Below are 20,167 nucleotides of genomic sequence, written 5' to 3' on the forward strand. Positions count from 1 at the left end.
ATGATCAGTCGGTGCCGTCGACGAAGGCAAAGAGCTCCTCGTCGCTCGCGGACGCCAGGTCCTCGTTCTCCTCGGCGTCCCGTCCGCTGCCCTTTCCGGACAGTTCCAAAAGTTCCTGTAGCCGCGCGGTGATCTGTTCCAGCGCGTTCTCGTCCCCGTCGATCGCGGTCAGCATCGACTTCAGCGAGTCGAGGCCGGCCAGGATCGGCTCGGCGGCCGAAACCTCCTCGACCACAATCTGTTCCCCGAGGTAGCCGGCCAGCGCGCCGGCCGACGGATAGTCGAAGACCACCGTGCTCGGCAGCCGTACCCCGCTGACGGCGCCGAGCTGATTGCGCAGCTCCACCGCGGTCAGTGAGTCGAAACCCAGCTCCTGGAAGGGGCGGTCGGGTTCAACGCTCGTCGCGTCGCTGTGCCCGAGCACGGACGCGATCTGGGCGCAGACGAGTTCGACGAGCGTCCGGCTCCGGTCGTCCTCGGACAGCCCGGCCAGCCGGGTCGCGAGGTCGGGTCCGCTTGCCTCGCTGGTGGTTTCAGCGGTGCGCTGCTTCGTCCGGATCAGGCCGCGCAGCAGGACCGGGGGCTGCTCGCCCCTGGTGCGCAGGGTGGCCGTGTCGAGTCTGGTCAGCGCCAGCACCGCGGCACCCGAGGCGGGCGCGGCGTCGAAGAGCGTCATCGCGTCGCGGACGGACAGCGCGAGAACACCGCTGCGCGCCAACCGTTTACGGTCGACCTCGCTGAGCGTCCCGCTGATCGCGCTGGTCTCCTCCCACAGGCCCCAGGCCAGCGACACCGCGGGCAGCCCATGCGCGCGGCGGTGCTGCGCGAGGGCGTCGAGGAAGGTGTTGCCCGCCGAGTAGTTGGCCTGACCCGCCGTGCCGAGCAGCCCGGCGAGCGAGGAGTACAGCACGAAGGCCGACAGGTCCAGTTCGCGGGTGAGTTCGTGCAGGTGCCAGGCCGCGTCGACCTTCGGCCGCAGCACTCGGTCGAGCTGATCCTCGGTGAGTGCGGTGAGCACGCTGTCGTCGAGCACCCCGGCGGTGTGCACAACGGCGGTCAGCGGCCGCTCGGCCGGGATCGCCGCGATCACGCCGGCGAGGGCGTCCCGGTCGGTGACATCGCAGGCGGCGATGGTCACGGTCGCGCCGAGTTCGGTGAGCTCGGCGCGCAGTTCGGCGGCACCGGGCGCGTCCGAGCCGCGGCGGGACAGCAGCAGCAGGTCCCGCGCGCCGTGCTCGGTGACCAGGTGGCGGGCCAGTACCGCGCCGAGTGCGCCGGTGGCGCCGGTGATCAACACCGTGCCGCGATCCCAGCTCGTGGTGTGTTCCTCGGTCGCCGTGACGCGGGCGAGCCGGGGCACCAGGAGGGCGTCGCCGCGCAGCGCGAGCTGCGGTTCGGCGCCGCTCGCCAGACCGGCGGGCAGGACGGTGTCGGCGGTATCGGCGTCTACCAGAATGATCCGGTCCGGGTGTTCGGCCTGCGCCGAGCGCAGCATGCCCCAGACGCCGGCGTGGCCGAGATCGGTGACGTCTTCCTCGCCCGCGGCGATCGCGCCGGTGGTCAGCACGACCAACCTGGTGTCGGCGAAACGGTCCTCGGCGAGGAAGGCCGCGGTCAGCCGCAGCGTCTCGCGCAATGCCTCGTGTACCGCGGCGGGCACCTCGTCGGTGTCGCTCGGATCGAGCGGAAGCAGCAGCGCGGGAGGCGCTTTCACGCCCCGGTCGAGCGCGGCGGCCAGCGCGGCGAGGTCGGCATAGGGGTAGACGACGGCGCCGTTGCTGAGCAGGCGCGGGTCCTCGCCGAGCACGGCCCAGTCGCCGGTCTCGGCCGCGTCGAAGCCGTCCAGCGGCGTCCAGTCCACCCGGAACCGGCCGTCGCGCAGGATGCCGTTGGCCTGGGACAGCGCGTCCCTGGCGAGTGGCCGCAGCGCGAGCGAATCCACCTCGGCCACCACGGTTCCCGCCTCATCGGCGGCGACCAGCGCGAGCGCGGAGTCGGTGACGGTGAGCCGGACCCGGAGCACCGTGGCGTTGCCTGCGCGCAGTCGCGCGCCGCTCCAGGCGAAGGGCAGTTTGGCGTCGCCGTCGTCACCGAGTACGCCGGGCAGCAACGGATGCAGTGCGGCGTCCAGCAGCGCCGGGTGGACCAGGAACCGGTCGGTGTCGGCGTGGATCGCCTCGGGCAGTGCGACTTCGGCGAAGATGTCGTCGCCGCGGCGCCAGGCGCGGCGCAACCCTTGGAACGCGGGGCCGTAGGCGTAGCCGCGCTCGGTCAGGCCCGGGTAGATGTCGTCGAGTTCGGCCTCGACGGCGTCGGCGGGCGGCCAGGTCAGGAACTCGGCCGCGGCCGCGGTGCTCGGCTCCGCCGCGGTGAGCAGGCCGCTCGCGTGCAGGCTCCACTCGGCGTCGGCGTCGTCCCAGCGCGAATGCACGGTGACCGGTCGAGCGCCGGTCTCGTCTTCAACGCCGACCCGCACCTGCAGCTGAACGCCGCCGGTTTCGGGCAGGACCAGCGGTGCGGCCAAGGTGAGTTCGTCGATCCGGGTGTGGCCGACCTCGGCGCCCGCACGGAGCGCGAGCTCGAGCAACGCGGTGCCGGGGACCAGCACCGAACCCCAGATGGCGTGATCGGCGAGCCACGGGTGGGTGTGCAGGGAGACGCGGCCGGTGCACAGCACGCCGTCCTCACCCGCGAGCCGCACGGCCGCGCCGAGCAGCGGATGACCGGCCTGGGTGAGGCCGAGGCCGACGGCGTCGGCGGGCCGATGCTGCTGTTCCAGCCAGTAGCGCTGACGCTGGAAGGCGTAGGTCGGCAGTTCGATCTGGGTGGCGCCGGGCAGCACCGCGGACCAGTCCACCACCTTGCCCCTGGCGTGCAGGGACCCGAGGACCGTCGCGATGGTGTCGTCCTCGGACCTGTTCGCCCGCAACATCGGCAGCGCCGACCCCGGCGCGCCGGTCAGGCAACCCGGGACGAGCGCGCTCAGCACGCCGTCCGGGCCGAGTTCCAGATAGTCGGTGACACCTTCGTTTTCGAGGGTCCGCACGCCGTCGAGGAACCGGACGCCCTCGCGGATGTGCCGAGCCCAGTACCCCGGCGAACGCAGCTGCTCCTCGGTCGCCAGCACGCCGGTCACATTGGACACGATCGGAATTCGCGGCGCACCGAAACGCACCGCCGCGGCGACCGCCTCGAATTCGGCGAGCACCTCGTCCATGTGCGGCGAATGGAACGCATGACTCACCGTGAGGCGTTTGGCCTTGCTCCCCCGGTTCCGCCATTCGCCCGCGATCCGCTCGACGACGTCCTCGTCGCCGGAGATCACCACCGAACGCGGGCCGTTGATGCCCGCGATCGACACCCGGTCCACCACGCCTGCCAGCGATGCCTTGATCTCGTCCTCGCTCGCCTGGATCGCGACCATGGCGCCGCCCTCGCGGGCCGCCTGCATCAACCGGCCGCGCGCCGCCACCAGACGGCAGGCGTCCGGCAGATCCAGCACACCGGCCAGATGCGCCGCGGTTACCTCACCGATCGAGTGACCCAGCAGGAAATCCGGTCGGACACCCCAGGATTCGACGAGACGGAACAGCGCCGTCTCCACCGCGAACAACGCGGCCTGGGCGTACGCGGTCTGATCCAACAGCGCCGAGTCCGCGGAACCCTCCGGCGCGAAAAGCACTGCCTGCAACGGACGTTCGAGCGTGCGGTCCAGCTGCGCGCTCACCGCGTCCAACGCGGCCGCGAACACCGGCGACGAACCGTAGAGCTCCCGGCCCATGCCGAGTCGCTGGGCGCCCTGACCGGTCAGCAGGAACGCCAGCCTGCCCGTGCGGGACCGCTCGACCCAGGCCACGCCGCGACCGGGTTGCCCGGCCTCCACGGTGCCGAGTGCGCGCCGGAAGTCGTCGCGGTCCTGCCCGGTCACCACGACCCGATGCGACAGCACCGCGCGTCCGGTCGCGAGGGTCCATGCCACATCGGCGGTGTCCGGCTCGTGCTCGTCGACGAAGGCCCGCAACTTGCGTGCCTGATCCCGCAGCCCGTCGGCGGTCCGCGCGGACAGCACCCACGGCACGGTGGCCGGGGCGGTGCGCTCGACCGGGACGGGCGCAGGCTCCGGCGCCTGCTCCAAGATCACGTGCGCGTTCGTGCCGCCGAGCCCGAACGAGGACACCCGCGGCCCGGCGCGGCGCACCGGTCTGCGGCCAGTCCCTCGGCTCGGTCAGCAGCTCGACCGCGCCGGACTCCCAATCCACGTGCGGCGACGGCTCGTCGACGTGCAGGGTGCGCGGCAGCTTGGCCTGACGGATCGCCTGGACCATCTTGATCACGCCACCGACGCCGGCGGCGGCTTGGGCGTGGCCGATATTGGATTTCATCGAACCGAGCCACAGCGGCAGGCCCTCGGCCCGGCCCTGACCGTAGGTCGACAGGATGGCCTGCGCCTCGATCGGGTCGCCGAGCTTGGTGCCGGTGCCGTGCGCCTCGACCGCGTCCACCTCGTTCGGTTGCAGCCCGGCGCTCGCCAGCGCCTGCCGGATCACGTTCTCCTGCGCGGGACCGTTCGGCGCGGTGAGACCGTTCGAGGCGCCGTCCTGGTTGACGGCCGAACCGCGCAGCACCGCGTAGATCCGATGCCCGTTGCGCTCGGCCTCGGACAGCCGCTCCAGCAGCAGGATGCCGACGCCCTCGGCCCAGGCCGTGCCGTCCGCGGCGGCCGCGAACGACTTGCAGCGACCGTCCGGGGACAGCGCCCGCTGCCTGCTGAACTCCTTGAACGGCAACGATGTCGAGATCACGGTCATGCCGCCGGCGAAGGCCAGCTCGCATTCGCCCCGGCGCAGCGCGTTCGCGGCGAGGTGCATGGCGACCAGCGAGGACGAGCACGCGGTGTCCACCGCGACCGTCGGACCCTCCAGGCCGAAGGTGTAGGCCACCCGGCCCGCGGCCATGCTGCCCATGCTGCCGCTGGTCATGTAGGCCTCGAAGCCCTCCTTGGGCAGGTCGGGCCGTGCGCCGTAGTCGTGGTACATCTGGCCGACGAACACGCCGGTCCGCGTGCCGCGCAGGCTCGCTGGCACGATCCCCGCGCTCTCCATCGCCTCCCAGGTGTTCTCCAGCAGCAGGCGCTGCTGCGGGTCGGCGGCGAGTGCCTCACGCGGCGACATGCCGAAGAACTCGGGGTCGAAGCCGGTCACGTCATCGATGAACCCGCCGTGCCGGACATAGGACTTGCCCGCCTTGTCCGGGTCGGTGTCGAACAGGTCGGCCAGGTCTTCCCAGCCGCGGTCGGTGGGGAACTCGGAGATGGCGTCGACGCCGTCGTCCACCAATCGCCAGAGGTCGTCGGGCGTGCGCACCCCGCCAGGGAAGCGGCATGCCATGCCGACGATGGCGATCGGCTCTCGATCCCGCTCCTCCACCTCACGCACGCGCTTGCGCGCGTCCCGCGCGTCGGCGATCGCCTTGCGTAGGTACTCCCGCAGTTCTTTCTCGTCAGCCACGTGCTTTCAACCTCCGGTGCTCAGTCATGTTGCGGTGCGAGCGCATAATCCGTTGCGGCACAGCGGTTCACCCGCGGCCGTCGTCGATCAAGGCGAACAGTTCCTCGTCGCTCGCCGACGCCAGATCTTCGTGTGATTCGGCGTCGCGGTCCGCGCCGCCGCCCGCCAGTTCCAGCAGTTCCTGTAGCCGCGCGACGATCTGTTCGTCCGGGCCGGCGGCCTGGATCATCGCCTTCACCGAGTCGAGGCCGGCCAGGATCGGATCGGCCGCGGGGGCCTGCTCGGCCGCGACGCGCTCACTCAGGAAAGCGGTGAGCGCTTGGGCCGAGGGGTAATCCAGTACCACCGTGCTCGGCAAACGCAGGCCGGTCAGTGCGCCGAGCTGGTTACGGAGTTCGACCGCGGCCAGCGAGTCGACGCCGAGTTCGGTGAACGCGCGATCGGGCTCGATGGCCTTGGGGTCGGTGTAGCCGAGCGCGGTCGCGACGGTCGCGCTGACCAGGCTCGCGATGGCCGCCGACCGGCTTTCCTCGGCCAGCTCCGCGATCTCACGCAGCCAGGTCCCGGTCGAATCGTCGGTCTTCGCGCCCGACCGGACCGCCCGCTGGCGGCGTTTGGGCACCACATCGCGGAAGATGACCGGCGGTTCGTCGCCGTCGCGCAGCACGGCCAGATTCAGCGCGGCGGGCACGACCAGCGGGGCGGTGCTGCCCAGTGCCGAGTCGAACAACGCAAGGCCCTGGTCCGGGGTCAGCGGGGTGACGCCGAAGCGCGCCCAGCGGGCGATGTCGCCGTCGCGCAGCGTGCCGCCGAGACCGACCGTCCCGTCCCACAGACCCCACGCCTGCGCCGTCGCGGGCAGTCCCGCGGCGACGCGGTGCGCGGCGAGCGCGTCGAGATAGGTGTTGGCGGCGGCGTAGTTGGCCTGGCCCGCCATGCCGACGAGCCCGGATACCGAGGAGAAGAGGATGAACGCGGCCAGGTCGCTGTCCTTGGTCAGCTCGTGCAGATGCCAGGCGGCATCGACCTTGGGCCGGAACACGGTGTCGATGCCGTCGTCGGTCAGCGCCGACATCGTGCTGTCGGCGAGCACGGCCGCGGTGTGCACGACCGCGGTCAGCGGATGCTCGGCCGGGATGCCCGCCAGTAGTTCGGCGAGGGCGGCGCGGTCCGCGACGTCGACGGCCGCAACGGTCACCTCGGCGCCGAGTCCGGTCAACTCCGTGACCAGGTCGTCCACCCCGGGGGTCCGGGCGCCGCGGCGGCTGCACAGCAGCAGCCTGCGCACGCCGTGTTTGCCGACCAGATGGCGGGCGAAAAGCCCACCGAGCCCGCTGGTTCCGCCGACGATGAGTACCGTGCCCACCGGGTCGAGCTGTGGTGCCGCGGCGAGTTCCGCCTCGGGTACCCGGGTCGCCCTCGGCACCCGTAGCTCACCGTTGCGCACGGCGATCTGCGGCTCGCCGCTGGCGAGCGCCGCGGACAACGCGTTGTCGGCGGTCGGATCGTCGAGATCCACCAGCACGAAGCGGCCGGGGTTCTCGGTCTGCGCGGACCGGATGAGTCCCCAGATCGGGGCGGCGGACAGCGCGGGCACGTCCTCGCCCGGCACGGCCGCGACCGCGCCGGAGGTCACGAAGACCAGCCGGGAGTCGGCGAAACGGTCGTCGCTGAGCCACGCGCGGGCCAGGCCGAGCGCGTGCCGGGTCGCGGCGTGCGCGGCCTCGATGCCGTGCGGTCCGACGGGGATGTCGACCACGGCGTATTCGGCGTCCGCCGCGGCCGCGAGATCGTCGCCGGCCACCCTGGTCCACGATGGACTCGGCGCGGTCGGCGTGGCAAGCGTCGGCCAGTGCACGGCGAGCAGCGGTTGGCCGCTCCGATGCGCGGTCTCGGCGAGCTGTTCCTTGGTCACCGCGCGCAGCGACAGCGATTCGATCGTCGCGACCGGGGCGCCGGTCCGATCGGCGATGGTGAGCGCGATCTGGTCCGGGCCGATGGCGGCGATCCTGGCCCGCACCTCGGTCGCCCCGACCGCGTGCGCCACGGCGCCCGCCCAGCCGAACGGCAGCCGGATGTGGCCTTCCTCGGCCGGGGCGGTCAGCACGTGGGCGTGCAGGACCGCGTCCAACAGCGCGGGATGGATGCCGAATCGCGTTGCGTCACTGTGTTGTTCCTCGGGCAGCCGGACCTCTACGAACAGATCCGCACCCTGCCGCCACACCGCGCGCAGCCCCTGGAACGCGGGCCCGTATTCGTAGCCGAGCTCGGCGAGCCGGGCATAGGCGTTGTCCAGATCGACCGCGGCCGCCCCGGCAGGTGGCCAGTCGGCCGACCCCGCCGGAGTCCCCTCCGCCTGCGTGGTCAGCACGCCGGTGGCGTGCCGGGTCCAGGACCCGAACTCGTCTTCGTCGAGTCGGGAGTGCACGGTGAAAGCCCTACCGCCGCCGGCGTCCACGTCGGTGAGCGCGACCTGAATCCAGACCGCGTCGGTGCCTGCGAGGAACAGCGGAGCGGTGAGGGTGAGGTCGTCGACCCGGTGCGCGCCGACCCGCTCCCCCGCGCTCAACGCCAAATCGAGGAACGCGGTGGCAGGCACCAGGACGTTGCCGTCGATCGCGTGATCGGCGAGCCACGGCATCGCCTCGAGGGAGAGCCTGCCGGTATACACCGCGCCACCCGCCTCGGCGAGGTCGACGGTCGTGGCGAGCAGCGGATGCTCGGCGGCCGCGAGCCCGAGGCCGCGCGCGTCGGTCTTCGGACGGGGTGCGAGCCAGAAACGTTCGCGGTGGAAGGCGTAGGTGGGCAGATCCACCTGCCCGGCGCCGGGCAGCACCGGCGCGAGATCGACCGGCAGGCCGCTGGCGTACGCGGTGGCGAGCCCGCCGAGGAACGACTCGGTTTCCGCGCGACCCGCCCGCAGCGGGGCGATGATCGCGGCGGCGGATTCGATCCCGCCGCGCACCATCGGCGCGAGCGTGGCGTCCGGGCCGACCTCGAGATAGTGGGTGACGCCCTGCCCCTCGAGGGTGCGCATCGCGTCGAGGAAGCGCACGGTCCCGCTGACTTGGCGGGCCCAGTAGTCCACCGAGCGCAGCTCGTCGACCGAGGCGAGCTTGCCGGTCAGCGTGGACACGATCGGCAGCGCCGGGGTGCGGAAGTCGACGTCCTCGGCGACCTCGCGGAACCCGGCGACGATCTCGTCCATGTGCGGCGAGTGGAACGCGTGGCTCACCCGCAGCCTGCGGGTCACCCGGCCCTGCGCGGCCCAGCCTGCCGCGATGAACTCGGCGATGCCTTCGTCGCCGGAGATGACCACCGACTCCGGGGCGTTGACCGCGGCGATCCGGATATCGAGCTCGTGCCCCAGCAACGAGCGGCTCATCTCCAGTTCTTCCGCGGCGACCGCGATCATCGCCCCGCCGGAGCGGACCGCCTGCATCAGCCTGCCGCGCGCGGCGATCAGTTTGGCGGCGTCGGCGAGCGAGAACAACCCGCTCACATAGCCCGCGGTGAGCTCGCCGACCGAATGACCGACCAGCAGGTCCGGGGTGAGGCCGAACTGTTCGAGCAGCCGGAACAGCGCGACCTCGAACGCGAACAACGCGGGCTGGGTGTACTCGGTGCGGTGCAGCGACGCGGCGTCCTCGGTGCCGTCCTCGGCGAAGAGGATCTCGCGCAGCGGCCGCGCCAGCCAGCGATCCAGTTCCAGGCAGGTCTCGTCCAATGCGTCGGCGAACGCACCGAACTCGGCGTAGAGCTCGCGGCCCATGCCGGTGTGCTGAGCGCCCTGGCCCGCGAACAGGAAGGCGGTCGAACCGACGCCTCGCGCGTTGCCCAGCACCAGGTTCGGCGCCTCGGCGCCTTGGATCAGCGCGTCCAAGCCGGCGAGCAGGTCGGCGTTGTCGCGGCCGGTGATCACCGCGCGCCGCTCGAAGGCGTGCCGGGCGTGCAGGGTTCGGGCGACATCGGCGGGGGCCGCCGTGGGGTGGTCGCCGAGGAACGCGCGCAACCGAGTGGCCTGGGCGTGCAGCGAATCCTCGTCGCGGGCCGAGAGCGACCACGGGATCGACGTGCTCGGCGGCTCGGCGGCCGCCTCCGCCGGTTCCTCGTCGAATTGTTCCAGGATGACGTGCGCGTTGGTGCCGCTGATCCCGAACGAGGACACCGCCGCCCGTGCGGGCGCGCCGGTGGCGGGCCACGGCCGCGCCTCGGTGAGCAGTTCGACCGTGCCCGTGCTCCAGTCCACATGCGGCGTCGGCTCGTCGACGTGCAGCGTCTTCGGCAGCACGCCGTGCCGGATGGCCTCGACCATCTTGATGATCCCGCCGACACCGGCCGCCGCCTGCGCGTGGCCGATGTTCGACTTGAGCGAACCGAGGTACAGCGGGCGCTCGGCGGTGCGCGCGCGGCCGTAGGTGGCCATGATCGCCTCGGCCTCGATCGGGTCGCCGAGGGTGGTGCCGGTGCCGTGTGCCTCGACCGCGTCCACGTCCGCGGCGGTCAGGCCGGCGTCGGCCAGCGCCGCGCGGATCACCCGCTGCTGGCTCGGCCCGTTCGGCGCGGTGAGCCCGTTGGACGCACCGTCGGAGTTCACCGCGGAGCCGCGGACGACGGCCAGTACCCGATGCCCGTTGCGCTGGGCGTCGGAGAGCCGCTCGACCAGGAGCAGGCCGACGCCTTCGGCCCAGGAGGTGCCGTCGGCCGCCGCCGCGAACGGCTTGCACCGGCCGTCGGTGGCCAGGCCGCGCTGCCGGGAGAACTCGACGAAGATGCCCGGCGTCGACATCACCGTCACGCCGCCGGCGAAGGCCATGGTGGACTCGCCCGAACGCAGCGACTGGATCGCCAGGTGCAAGGCGACCACCGAGGACGAGCACGCGGTGTCCACCGTGGTCGCGGGCCCGAGCAGGCCGAGCTGATAGGCGATGCGACCGGACATGACGCTGGCCGTGCCGCCGGTGAGCAGATGCCCCTCGACGTGCTCGGGCGCGTCGTGCATCCGGGGGCCGTAGTCCGAAGCCATCGCGCCGATGAAGACGCCGGTTCGGCTGCCGCGCAACGTTTCCGGATCGAGACCGGCGCCTTCCAGGGTCTGCCAGGCCGTCTCCAGCAGCAACCGCTGCTGCGGGTCCATGGCCAGCGCTTCGCGCGGGGAGATGCCGAAGAACGCCGCGTCGAAGGTGTCCGCCTCGTGCAGGAAACCGCCCTGGGACACATAGCTCTTGCCCGGACGCTCCGGATCGGGGTGGTGGATGTCGTCCCAGCCCCGGTTCACCGGGAATCCGGAGATGGCGTCGCTGCCCTCGGCGACCAGACGCCAAAGGTCCGAAGGCGATTCGACCCCGCCGGGGTAGCGGCAGGCCATCCCGACGATCGCGATCGGCTCGTCGGTGGTGTCCGCGATCGGGGCCGGGGTCTGCTCGATATCGGGCACCTCGACCAGTTCGGCGTCCAGGTATCGGACCAGCGCCTCGGGCGTCGGCTGATCGAAGAGCAGAGAGGTCGGTAGTCGCAGACCGGTGGCGTCGTGCAGCCGGTTGCGCAGCTCGACCGAGCTGCGCGAGTCGAAACCGATGTCCTTGAAGGTCTTTCGGTCCACCACCTGGGCGGTGTCCGCGTACTCCAGTACCGCGGCGGCGTGGGTGCGCACCAGCTCCGTCAGGGCCTGGCGGCGTTCGGCGGGATCGGCGCCCGCGAGCCGCTGGGCGAAGTCGGAACTGTTCGCGGTGACCGCGCGGGTCCGCTCGCCGACCCAGAAACGCCTGCGCTGGAACGCGTAGGACGGCAGGTCGACGTGGGGCACCCCGGTGTCCGGGAACGCCGGCGTCCAGTCGACGGCCACGCCGTGCACATAGGCGGTGGCCACCGAGGACAGGAAACGTGCGGGATCGTCCTCGCCGCGGCGCAGCGAGCCGACCACCACGGCCGCGGCGCCGCGCGCCTCGGCGGTCTGCGCGACACCGATCGCCAGCATCGGATGACCCGACACCTCGACGAACACCGCGCCGCGCTCGTCGCTCAGCAGGTTGTCGACGATGTCCTCGAAATGCACTGTCTGGCGCAGGTTTCGGTACCAGTACTCGGCGTCGAGATCGGTACCGGCCACGACCGCTCCGGTCACCGTCGAATGGAACGGTATCTCGGTCGGCTGTGGTTCGATGCCGTCCAGCACGCCGAGGAGCTCCTCGCGGATCTGCTCGACCTGAGCCGAATGCGAGGCGTAGTCGACCGCGATCCGGCGGGTCTGCACCTCGTCTGCCGTAGCCGCGGCCAGGAATTCCTCCAGTGCGGCAACCTCACCCGCGATCACGACGGAACCCGGACCGTTGAGCGCGGCCACCGACAACCGACCGGCCCACGGCGAAATCCGCTCGACCACTTCGTCTTTGCGCAGCCACACCGACGCCATGCCACCCTGTCCGGCGAGCTCGGTGAGCAGCTTGGCGCGGAGCGCGACCACGCGTGCGGCGTCGCGCAGCGACAGCGCGCCCGCCACACAGGCGGCGGCGATCTCACCTTGCGAGTGACCGACGACCGCGTCCGGCACCACCCCGTAGGAGCGCCACAGCCTGGCAAGCGAGACCATCACCGCGAACAGCACCGGCTGCACCACATCGACCCGCTCCAACGGGGCGGCGCCGTCCGTGGCGCGCAGCACTTCCTCGAGCTCCCAGTCCACGAATTCGCCGAGCGCCCTTGCGCATTCGGTCATCGACTCGGCGAAGACCGGCGTGCTCGCCCACAGCCGCAGCGCCATGCCGGCCCACTGATGGCCCTGGCCGGGGAACAGCAGCACCACCCTGGGGCGGGCCAGTGCGCCGGCCGAGGGGCTGCGCACCACGCCGGGCACCACATCGCCGCCCGCCAGCGCGGTCAGCCCGGACAGCAACTCGGCCCGGTCCGTCCCGATGACGGCGGCGCGATGCTCGAAGGTGGCCCGGTCACCGAGCAGGGACAAACTCACCCGGGTCGGATCCGCGTCGGCGCCGTCGAGCGCGGTCAGCAGCCGTTGGGCCTGTCCGCGCAGCGCGGCCGGGGACCGGCCGGACAGGATCCACGGCAGCGCGTCGGGTTGCGCGACCGCGGTGGGCGCTGCCGGTGTGGTGGCGTTCGGCGCGTCCTGCACGACCAGATGGCAGTTGGTGCCGCCCATTCCGAACGAACTGACGCCGGCGACCAGCGGGCGGTCCGGCCGGGGCCACGGCGTCAGTTCGGTCTGCACGGCCAGGTTCAGCTCGGCCAGCGGGATGCGCGGGTTCGGCGCGGCGAAGTTGCGGTTGGCGGGCAGCCTGCGGTGCCGCATGCTCAGCAACACCTTGAGCAGCCCGACGATGCCCGCGGCGCCTTCGAGGTGGCCGACATTGGTCTTCGCCGAGCCGACCGGCAGCGGCGTCCCCGTGGCTCGGCGGGTGCCGAGCGCGGCGCCGAGTGCCGCCGCCTCGATCGGGTCGCCGACCGGGGTGCCGGTGCCGTGCAGTTCGACGTACTGCACCGCGTCGGGCTCGATGCCCGCGTTCTCGTGCGCCGTGCGCACCACCAGCTCCTGGGCCTGCGCGCTCGGTACGGTGAGGCCGTCGGTGGCGCCGTCGTTGTTCACCGCGCTGCCGAGCAGCACGCCGTGGATCCGGTCGCCGTCGGCGAGCGCGGCCGTGAGCGGTTTGAGGACGAGCACCACGGCGCCTTCGCCACGGACGAACCCGTTGGCCCGTTCGTCGAAGGTGTAGCACTCGCCGTCGGGCGAGAGGCCGCCGAAGCGTTCTTCGGTCAGCGCGCTCTCCGCGAGGATGTTCAGGTTGACGCCGGCCGCGATGGCCAGGGTGGATTCGCCGGAGCGCAGGCTCTCGCACGCGAGGTGCACGGCGACCAGGGAGGAGGACTGTCCGGTGTCGACGGTCAGGCTCGGTCCGCGCAGCCCGAGCTGGTAGGAGACCCGGTTGGCGATGACGCCCCGGTTCACCCCCGTCATGGTGTGTTCGTTGATCGCCGCCGCACCGTGCTGGTTGACCAAACTGGCGTAGTCGTCGCGCAGCGAACCGACGAAGACGCCGGTGGCTTCCGCGCGCAGTCGGTCCGCGACGATCCGCGCGTCTTCGAGGGCGGTCCAGGCCAGTTCGAGGACGATGCGCTGCTGCGGGTCCATCGAGACGGCTTCGCGCGGGGAAATACCGAAGAACTCGGCGTCGAAGTGACCGATCTCGTCGAGGAAACCGCCGCGCCGCACGCCCGGCTCGGTCGACGTTCCTGTCCACCGGCCTTTCGGCGCCTCGTCCAACGCACTGGCGCCATCGCGCAGCAACGCCCAGAAGGCGTCGGGGCTCGCGGCCTTCGGCAGCCTGCAGGACATCCCGACCACCGCGATCCGATCGCAATCCATCGACTGTCGATTCATGAATGAACTCCCACTGAGGATAATGAGTTCTACCGTTATGCCTCGCATATTCCGAGCAAGAAAAAGCCTATGCAGGGCCAGTCATGGCGCAGTAATCGCGCTTTTGCGACAACGGTTAGAACCTATTACCCGACAGTGGTCGGCCGATGGGGGCGAAAGACGGTCTACCCCATGTTCCAGGGGCAAAAACGGGCCTGGGCTCGGACTATCCGGCTAGCCCGAGCCCAGGTACCCGGGTGCTCGTGAGCTACTCGAGCACGATGGGGGCGATTCCGCCGACCGCGTAGTCCCGAGCCTACACAGCGCCCAGAACACCGTCAATAGAGCATTTAACAATAGTTATAGGCACTAACGGAACGCAGTAGCTCCGCCGGCCGCAGGAATCGACCTGGTCGCCGGCCCGCGAAGTAGCGGTCGGGCTACTGCGGTTCGTACTCGAGGCCGAGCTGCCCGAACACCTCACGCAGGCAGTCCTCGAAGACCGGCTCGACGTCGGCGAAGGCGAACACCAGCTGGTTCAGCACCTCCATACACAACAGCCCGTACAGCCTGATCCAGATGGACAGAAAGACGTAGATCGCCTCGGCGGGCAGCCGCCTGCCCACTTTGGGCGCGTAGTCGAACAGCTGCTCGCGCAGCGACGGCGCCAGCTCGTCGATATCGGGTACCGGAAACCGCCGCTCCTCCCACAGCTCGACGAACTGCTCGAGGAAGCTCTGCTCGAGTGCGTGCTCGGCCCGCTGCCGTGGCGAGTCGGGGGCGCTACCCGAGGGCGGGGCCGGACTCGCGAACATCCAGCCGAATTCGGCGCGATGCGCGATGGCCCAGCCGCGCATGGCCCGGCTCATCGCGAGCAGCCTGCGCGACAGCGACTCGTCCACGGTGTCGTCGCGCGCCCCTTCGATGGTCGCGACCAGCTCCTGATAGAAGTCCGCGGTGACCGCTTCGACCAGCGCCTCATGACTGGGGTAATACCGGTACAGCGCAGGCCCGCTCATGCCCATCTCCCTGGCCACCGCGTTGACCGTGACCGCGGCGGAACCCTCCTCGATCAGGAGTTTTCTGGCGGTCGTGCGGATCTCCTCGAGGGTGGCCTGGCGGAACCGCTCCCTGCGGCTCATGGTCTGTGGGGGCATTGTTTGTTCCTGACCTCGAAGCGGTTGACACGATGGTTTTCGTCTGGTTAGTTAGATACTATAATTCAAGTTAGGGCCACTCGATGTGCGGGAGAACGACATGCGGGAAAATCTGGCAAAATCCCGGCGCGGCTCAGCACGGAATCCCCTGGAATATCTCTTCGCCAAGTACAAGGCCCAGGGGACCGTCACCCACGTCGAGTCCGTCACCCCGACGATGAAGTCCATCCGGATCCACAGCGAAGAACTCGACAAACTGCCCTACACCGCGGGCCAGCACGTCCGGGTCGAGATCAACGATCCGCTGTCCATCTACGGCATCTTCCGACCCGTCGAGACGCTGCGCAGCTACACCATCTGGGACTACGCGCCGACGGCGAAGACCTTCGAGCTGCGTGCGCACCTGTACGACGGCGAAGGCATCGGCCTGACCTGGGTCCGCGATGTGAAGCCCGGCGATGAGGTGACGTACTGGGGCCCGCAGGGCGACTTCGTCACCGGGGACGCCCCCTACCATCTGTTCATCGGCGAAGAAACCGCGACGGTCGCGTTCGGCGCCATGATCCGCGGGCTCGATGCACGGGAGCGGGTGTACGGGCTGCTGGAGAGCGAGTCGGCGGCGGACGAACTGCCCATCCCCGGCGAACATCGGTTGCATCGGGTGTACCGCGAGGGCGCCCCCGCGCTCTCCTCCCCCACCCTGCTGAGCGCACTGACCACGCTGAACCTACCCGACACGCCCGGTGCGGCATACATCGCCGGCGAGGCACGAACCTGCCAGGCGGTCCGGGACCACCTGGTACGGGAACGCGACTGGCCACGCGAGGCGATCACGGTGAAGCCGTTCTGGACTCCGGGAAAGCGGGGCTTGCATTGAGATACCTCCTATCTCGCACCGGCTCGCACACCGGCCACGAGCGAATCGCTCCGTCGGCCCGGCACCCGCTCATCGAGATAGCGGATCTTGGCGGCGGGCTCCTGGCCCGCCGCCAGCGGCCGATCCAAGGCGATCGTGCTGAACTGGCGCATCCCGCCACCCCAGCCCGGCCGCCTGCCGAGCAGATCGTCACGCGCAGTGAGGATTACCAGCACCGGCACCTCACCGAGGTCGGCACCGAGGCCCTCCACGAAATCCAGCAGATCGTCGTCGGCCCGATGCAGGTCCTCGATGACCAGTACCAGTGGACAATCCCGGGCGAGAGTGCGCAAGAAGCTGCGCAGACCATCGAACATCTCCACGGTGCTGAGCGGACGCGGCGAATCGACGAGAGGTCGTAACGCATGCGTCAGCCTGCGCGTGGCCTCCCCCGAACCCCGCAGCCTGCGCAGGAATCCGGCGAGCTTGTCACCCGCCATCGTGGCCGAATCGGTAGGCGTGATGCCGCAGCAGGCCGACACGATCGCCAAGGGCACCGCACAACCGTTCACCGCAGGCAGGCGCGGCGCATCGCAGACCACGAACCGGGTGTCGACATCCTGTTCGCGCACCCGTCGCTCGAACTCACGCAACAGCCGCGTCTTGCCGACCCCCGCCTCGCCGAGCACCGTGATCAGATGCGGCACAGCCCGGTGCCGCACCCGCTCGAGCGTGCCGTGCAGCACGTCCAATTCCAGTTCCCGATCCGGCGCGCCGATCGAGCTGGTCGCCCGCGACCGCTCCCGGACACAGGTGACCTGCCAGGTCCGCGAACCGTCACCGACCTGGTCGTAGCCGACCTGCGCCGCCGTCGCGTCCCTGGTGACACCGCACACCCGGATCGCACCGGAAGGCGCACCGGCCAAAAGCCATTGACATCGTTCCAGCACCGCCCCGTTGGGCGACTGCGGGACATCTATCTCCTCGGATCGGTACCGGATGGAGGCCTCGCCGGTGGACACGGCGACCCGCACGACCGGCACGTCACACAGCCGGCCGAGGATCGCGTCCGCCACCCGGACCGCGCGCTCCGCGTGATCCTGCTTCTGATCCACGGGCCCGAATACGGCCAGCGAGATGGAGCCCATGGAGGTGACGACGGCGCCGCCGAAATCCTCCACGAGTCCCCGAATGTCCAGCGCCACTTCGTCGCGCATCCGATCGATGTCCTCGGGCTCACCCGCGGCCTGGTCGAATCCGAGCTCGGTCTGCACCAGCAGCAGGCTGACCTGTTCCCGGCACACCGCCGAAAGTTCCCGAACGACAGGGGGTTGCAGCACCGGCCGAATCGGCTGCTCCTCGGCGTGCGGCAGCTCGACCGGTGCGACCGGCTCGTCCGGCTGCGCCCGGTCCTCCGGTCGCGGCCACTGCACGACGATCGATTCGTCGGACGCGGGCATATCGGCCAGGTGCAGCGAGGCGTCCTGGTTCAGGATCGCGTGCTGCAGCAGTTGCAGTTCCCGACCTGGCTCCACGCCTAGATCCGATACCAGGGTGGCCCGCACCCGGCTGTAGGTGTTCAACGCGGCGGCCTGCCGACCGCAGCGGTACAGCGCGAGCATCAGCTGGCCACACAGTCGCTCGCGCAACGGTTCCGACTCGACCATGCTCTCCAGCGCACCGAGCATCGTCTGATGTCGACCGCATGCCAGTTCCGCGGCGAAGTAGTCCTCCATCGCGTCGATCCTGGCGTTCTCCAGCGCGGTCAACTCCGGCCAATCCGTGCCGATCTCCACGAGATCGGCCAGCGCCGATCCGCGCCACAGCGACAGTGCCTCACTGAGAATCACCGAGGCCGCCTTGGGCGAGCCTGCCGCCAGCTCGGTCCGGCCCTCCTGTACCCGTTTGCGGAAACGAGACAGGTCTATCTGATCGTCGTCGACCCGCACCATGTATCCCGGCGGCTTGGTGACAAGGGTGCCGGCCCCGACGTGCACGGCATTCACCGACAGCGCGCCGCGCAGTCCCGACACCGCGTTCTGCAGAATCTTGCGGGCGGTGGCGGGCGGCTCGGATCCGGCCCACAGGGCGTCCAGCAGCTTGCTGGTCGGTACGACTCGATTGGCGTGCAGCAGCAGGAAAGCAAGCGTCGCACGTTGTTTGGCGCCACCGATGGCGACCTGTTGGTCGCGGTGCACGACCTCCAGAGGACCGAGTATTCGAAATAGCATGGCGAACCCCCACACGTGGAATCTGCTCTCCCGCAACAGGATTCACCGGTAACGGCGTCCTGCCGGATGTCCCGACCAGCGGCCTCCGTTCCGCATGGCCAGGACCGGGTGAGCCAGTCAGCGTTTGCTGATCAATCAGCCTTTCCGTTAATACCGCTCAGTCTTGTTAGTACCGGTCGGTATCGTTTAGTGCTCTCTAGAACGATGTTACACAGTTACAAATCGTCGTCAACCCGAACGGCGAACACTGTGCCGAGGTCGGCAGACGAATCCGAAAATCGTTCTGGGGCAACAGTTTCTACACATTTCCAGCACTGATGAACTCCCCTCACGGGTGTGCTCGCAGCTTCGAGCGACGACGTCGGCGCACTGAGCAGATCGGCGTCCGGGCAGGACTGCATGGCGATCTCGGCACCCGGTGGGTGGTGCGATCGCCGCCGCACCCACCGGGAGTTTTTCGGTGTCGGCGCCCAGAGCAAGGACTGTTGCTCAGCGATAGCTTTCGGGCGCGGACCACAAGCCGGACGTAGGCCGGGTTCGTTGTAGTGGGCATCGGGCGTCACCGGGGCGCGATGAGCTCGCATTCGGCCACGATCTAGCTGGTGGCCTCGGCCTCACAACATACGATCACCCAGATAACTTCATGGCAGAAATTATCAGGCAAATCAATCACCAGTCAACGGTTTTCACAGCTCGAGGATGCCCCCGATATTGGTGTGTTCCTTTTGGTGCGACATTGCGATACCAGCAATTCGGACGAACTCGCCCGCATCCCGGAGCACCATGCCAGGTCTCGCCGAAACCATTGCTGAACTGCGGAATCGGAGCCATTTCACGGGATCATCCCGCGCCCCTCGATAATTCATCGCACACGATGCAATGTCACAAAAGTACTGTCGGACCAGAGATTACGAGCCAACACAACACTAGCTTGATCCCCCCATATGGGGGGGACTTTATGACGTCCAGACGAATTCAACAAGAAATCCGTGTAAGGAGCAAGGCTCCACCTCGCTCAGCGGGACATTCGCCGCCGTGTCGGGCCGGGTCGCGGTGTGTCGCGCGGGTTCGGCGCGGGACGCACCGCGGGCGACAGCGGGTGCGATCGTCACCGGACGGAGGCAGGCCGGCACCCTTCAGAAGCGGGGCCCGGCCGCGTGCCGTGCACGAACTACTTTCCGCCGTCGAGGATCCGGCGCAACTGACGAGACGAGGCCACCAGGCCGCCCGCGCGATCCCACAGGCTCGCCTCGTCCACACACCATCCATCACCGCTCGTGATGTTGCGCTGCACCGCCAGCACGAAGTCGTCGATGGGATTGCGCACCAGATCGCCGTGCAGGTGGATGGACAGCTCGGTGGACACGATCGCGAGGGGTTCGGACAGCGTGGGATAGAGCCCGGGCGGCATGGCGTCCATGGCCACGATGGCTACCAGCGAATCCGCCGCGACCTCGGGCCGCATGCGCAGCCACGCACCCATTTCCGCGGTCGACGACCCGGTCATCGGAAAGGCGCCGCAGGCCTGCCGCAGCTCGAACTGCTGCCCGAACGGAACCAGCTCCGGCGGAAAGTGGATCTCCGGGCAATCCTCGGGCGCGGGTACCGAGGGCGCGGTGATCCGCTGCTGCCCGGCCGCGCCCGTGCGGTGCGCGAACACGATGGTCGAGATGAAGATGGTGTCCTCGCCCTGGGTCCCGCGTACCGTGACGAACTCCGCGGTCCGGCCGGCGCGCTCCACCGTAGCGATCAGCGAAATCGGTGCGTCCCAAGGGTTTCGCAGGAATTGGGTATGCGTGGCCTGCGGCACCGCCGCCGCGTCGACGAGGTCCGCACCCGCCTGGGCGGCGAGCGCGTTGAGCAGTCCGCCGAGCGGGCCGGACCACGACCACCACGTGCGCGGCACGTGCACAACCCATTCGCCCGGGCTCTTCCGGATGGCACCGCTGGACTCCAGCAAAGCATGCTTTTCGAATGTCACAGTAATTTCCGTCCCCTAGCGCCTCGATATCGACGCGACCAGTAGATCCTATTATCCGGCTAAA

At 69.8% G+C, this 20,167-nt stretch carries 6 protein-coding genes and 1 pseudogene; 1 reads left to right on the forward strand and 6 read right to left on the reverse strand.

Annotated features, from left to right (window positions below):
- Nucleotides 1–4: 4 nt before the first annotated feature.
- From NN4_RS16275 to NN4_RS16285, 4 genes and pseudogenes are all read right to left on the reverse strand, one after another.
- The gene (locus NN4_RS16275; RefSeq protein WP_443093877.1) at nt 5–3,781 is read right to left on the reverse strand and encodes a type I polyketide synthase; all 3,777 of its coding nucleotides are present in this window, start codon (nt 3,779–3,781) and stop codon (nt 5–7) included.
- A gap of 138 nt (nt 3,782–3,919) precedes the next feature.
- Nucleotides 3,920–5,507 (reverse strand): annotated as a pseudogene (locus NN4_RS47140) (type I polyketide synthase); the annotation flags it as partial.
- A 67-nt stretch (nt 5,508–5,574) separates the two neighbouring features.
- Nucleotides 5,575–13,899, reverse strand: a complete 8,325-nt coding sequence (locus NN4_RS16280; RefSeq protein ID WP_186818465.1) for a type I polyketide synthase — start codon at nt 13,897–13,899, stop codon at nt 5,575–5,577.
- Nucleotides 13,900–14,318: 419 nt separating this feature from the next.
- Entirely contained in the window at nt 14,319–15,035 is a 717-nt protein-coding gene (locus NN4_RS16285) for a TetR/AcrR family transcriptional regulator (RefSeq protein WP_147131539.1), read from the reverse strand.
- A 100-nt stretch (nt 15,036–15,135) separates the two neighbouring features.
- Between NN4_RS16285 and NN4_RS16290 the strand changes: the two genes are divergently transcribed.
- The gene (locus NN4_RS16290) at nt 15,136–15,912 is read left to right on the forward strand and encodes a siderophore-interacting protein (protein WP_147131542.1); all 777 of its coding nucleotides are present in this window, start codon (nt 15,136–15,138) and stop codon (nt 15,910–15,912) included.
- 8 nt (nt 15,913–15,920) lie between these two features.
- Here NN4_RS16290 and NN4_RS16295 read toward each other — a convergent pair whose 3' ends face one another.
- Together NN4_RS16295 and NN4_RS16300 are read right to left on the reverse strand one after the other, a co-directional pair.
- Entirely contained in the window at nt 15,921–18,089 is a 2,169-nt protein-coding gene (locus NN4_RS16295; RefSeq protein ID WP_186818466.1) for an ATP-binding protein, read from the reverse strand.
- Between the two features lie 1,204 nt (nt 18,090–19,293).
- Nucleotides 19,294–20,103 carry an acyl-CoA thioesterase gene (locus NN4_RS16300; protein ID WP_186818467.1) on the reverse strand — a complete coding sequence of 270 codons (810 nt, stop codon included), beginning with the start codon at nt 20,101–20,103 and terminating at the stop codon, nt 19,294–19,296.
- Between the last annotated feature and the right edge of the window lie 64 nt (nt 20,104–20,167).

It is taken from the genome of Nocardia ninae NBRC 108245, assembly GCF_007990755.1.
Classification (GTDB): domain Bacteria; phylum Actinomycetota; class Actinomycetes; order Mycobacteriales; family Mycobacteriaceae; genus Nocardia; species Nocardia ninae.

Coding starts and splice junctions, on each gene's coding strand:
- NN4_RS16275 (WP_443093877.1), bottom strand. CDS start 3,781: ATGGGCCGGGAGCTCTACGGTTCGTCGCCGGTGTTCGCGGCCGCGTTG.
- NN4_RS16280 (WP_186818465.1), bottom strand. CDS start 13,899: ATGAATCGACAGTCGATGGATTGCGATCGGATCGCGGTGGTCGGGATG.
- NN4_RS16285 (WP_147131539.1), bottom strand. CDS start 15,035: ATGCCCCCACAGACCATGAGCCGCAGGGAGCGGTTCCGCCAGGCCACC.
- NN4_RS16290 (WP_147131542.1), top strand. CDS start 15,136: ATGCGGGAAAATCTGGCAAAATCCCGGCGCGGCTCAGCACGGAATCCC.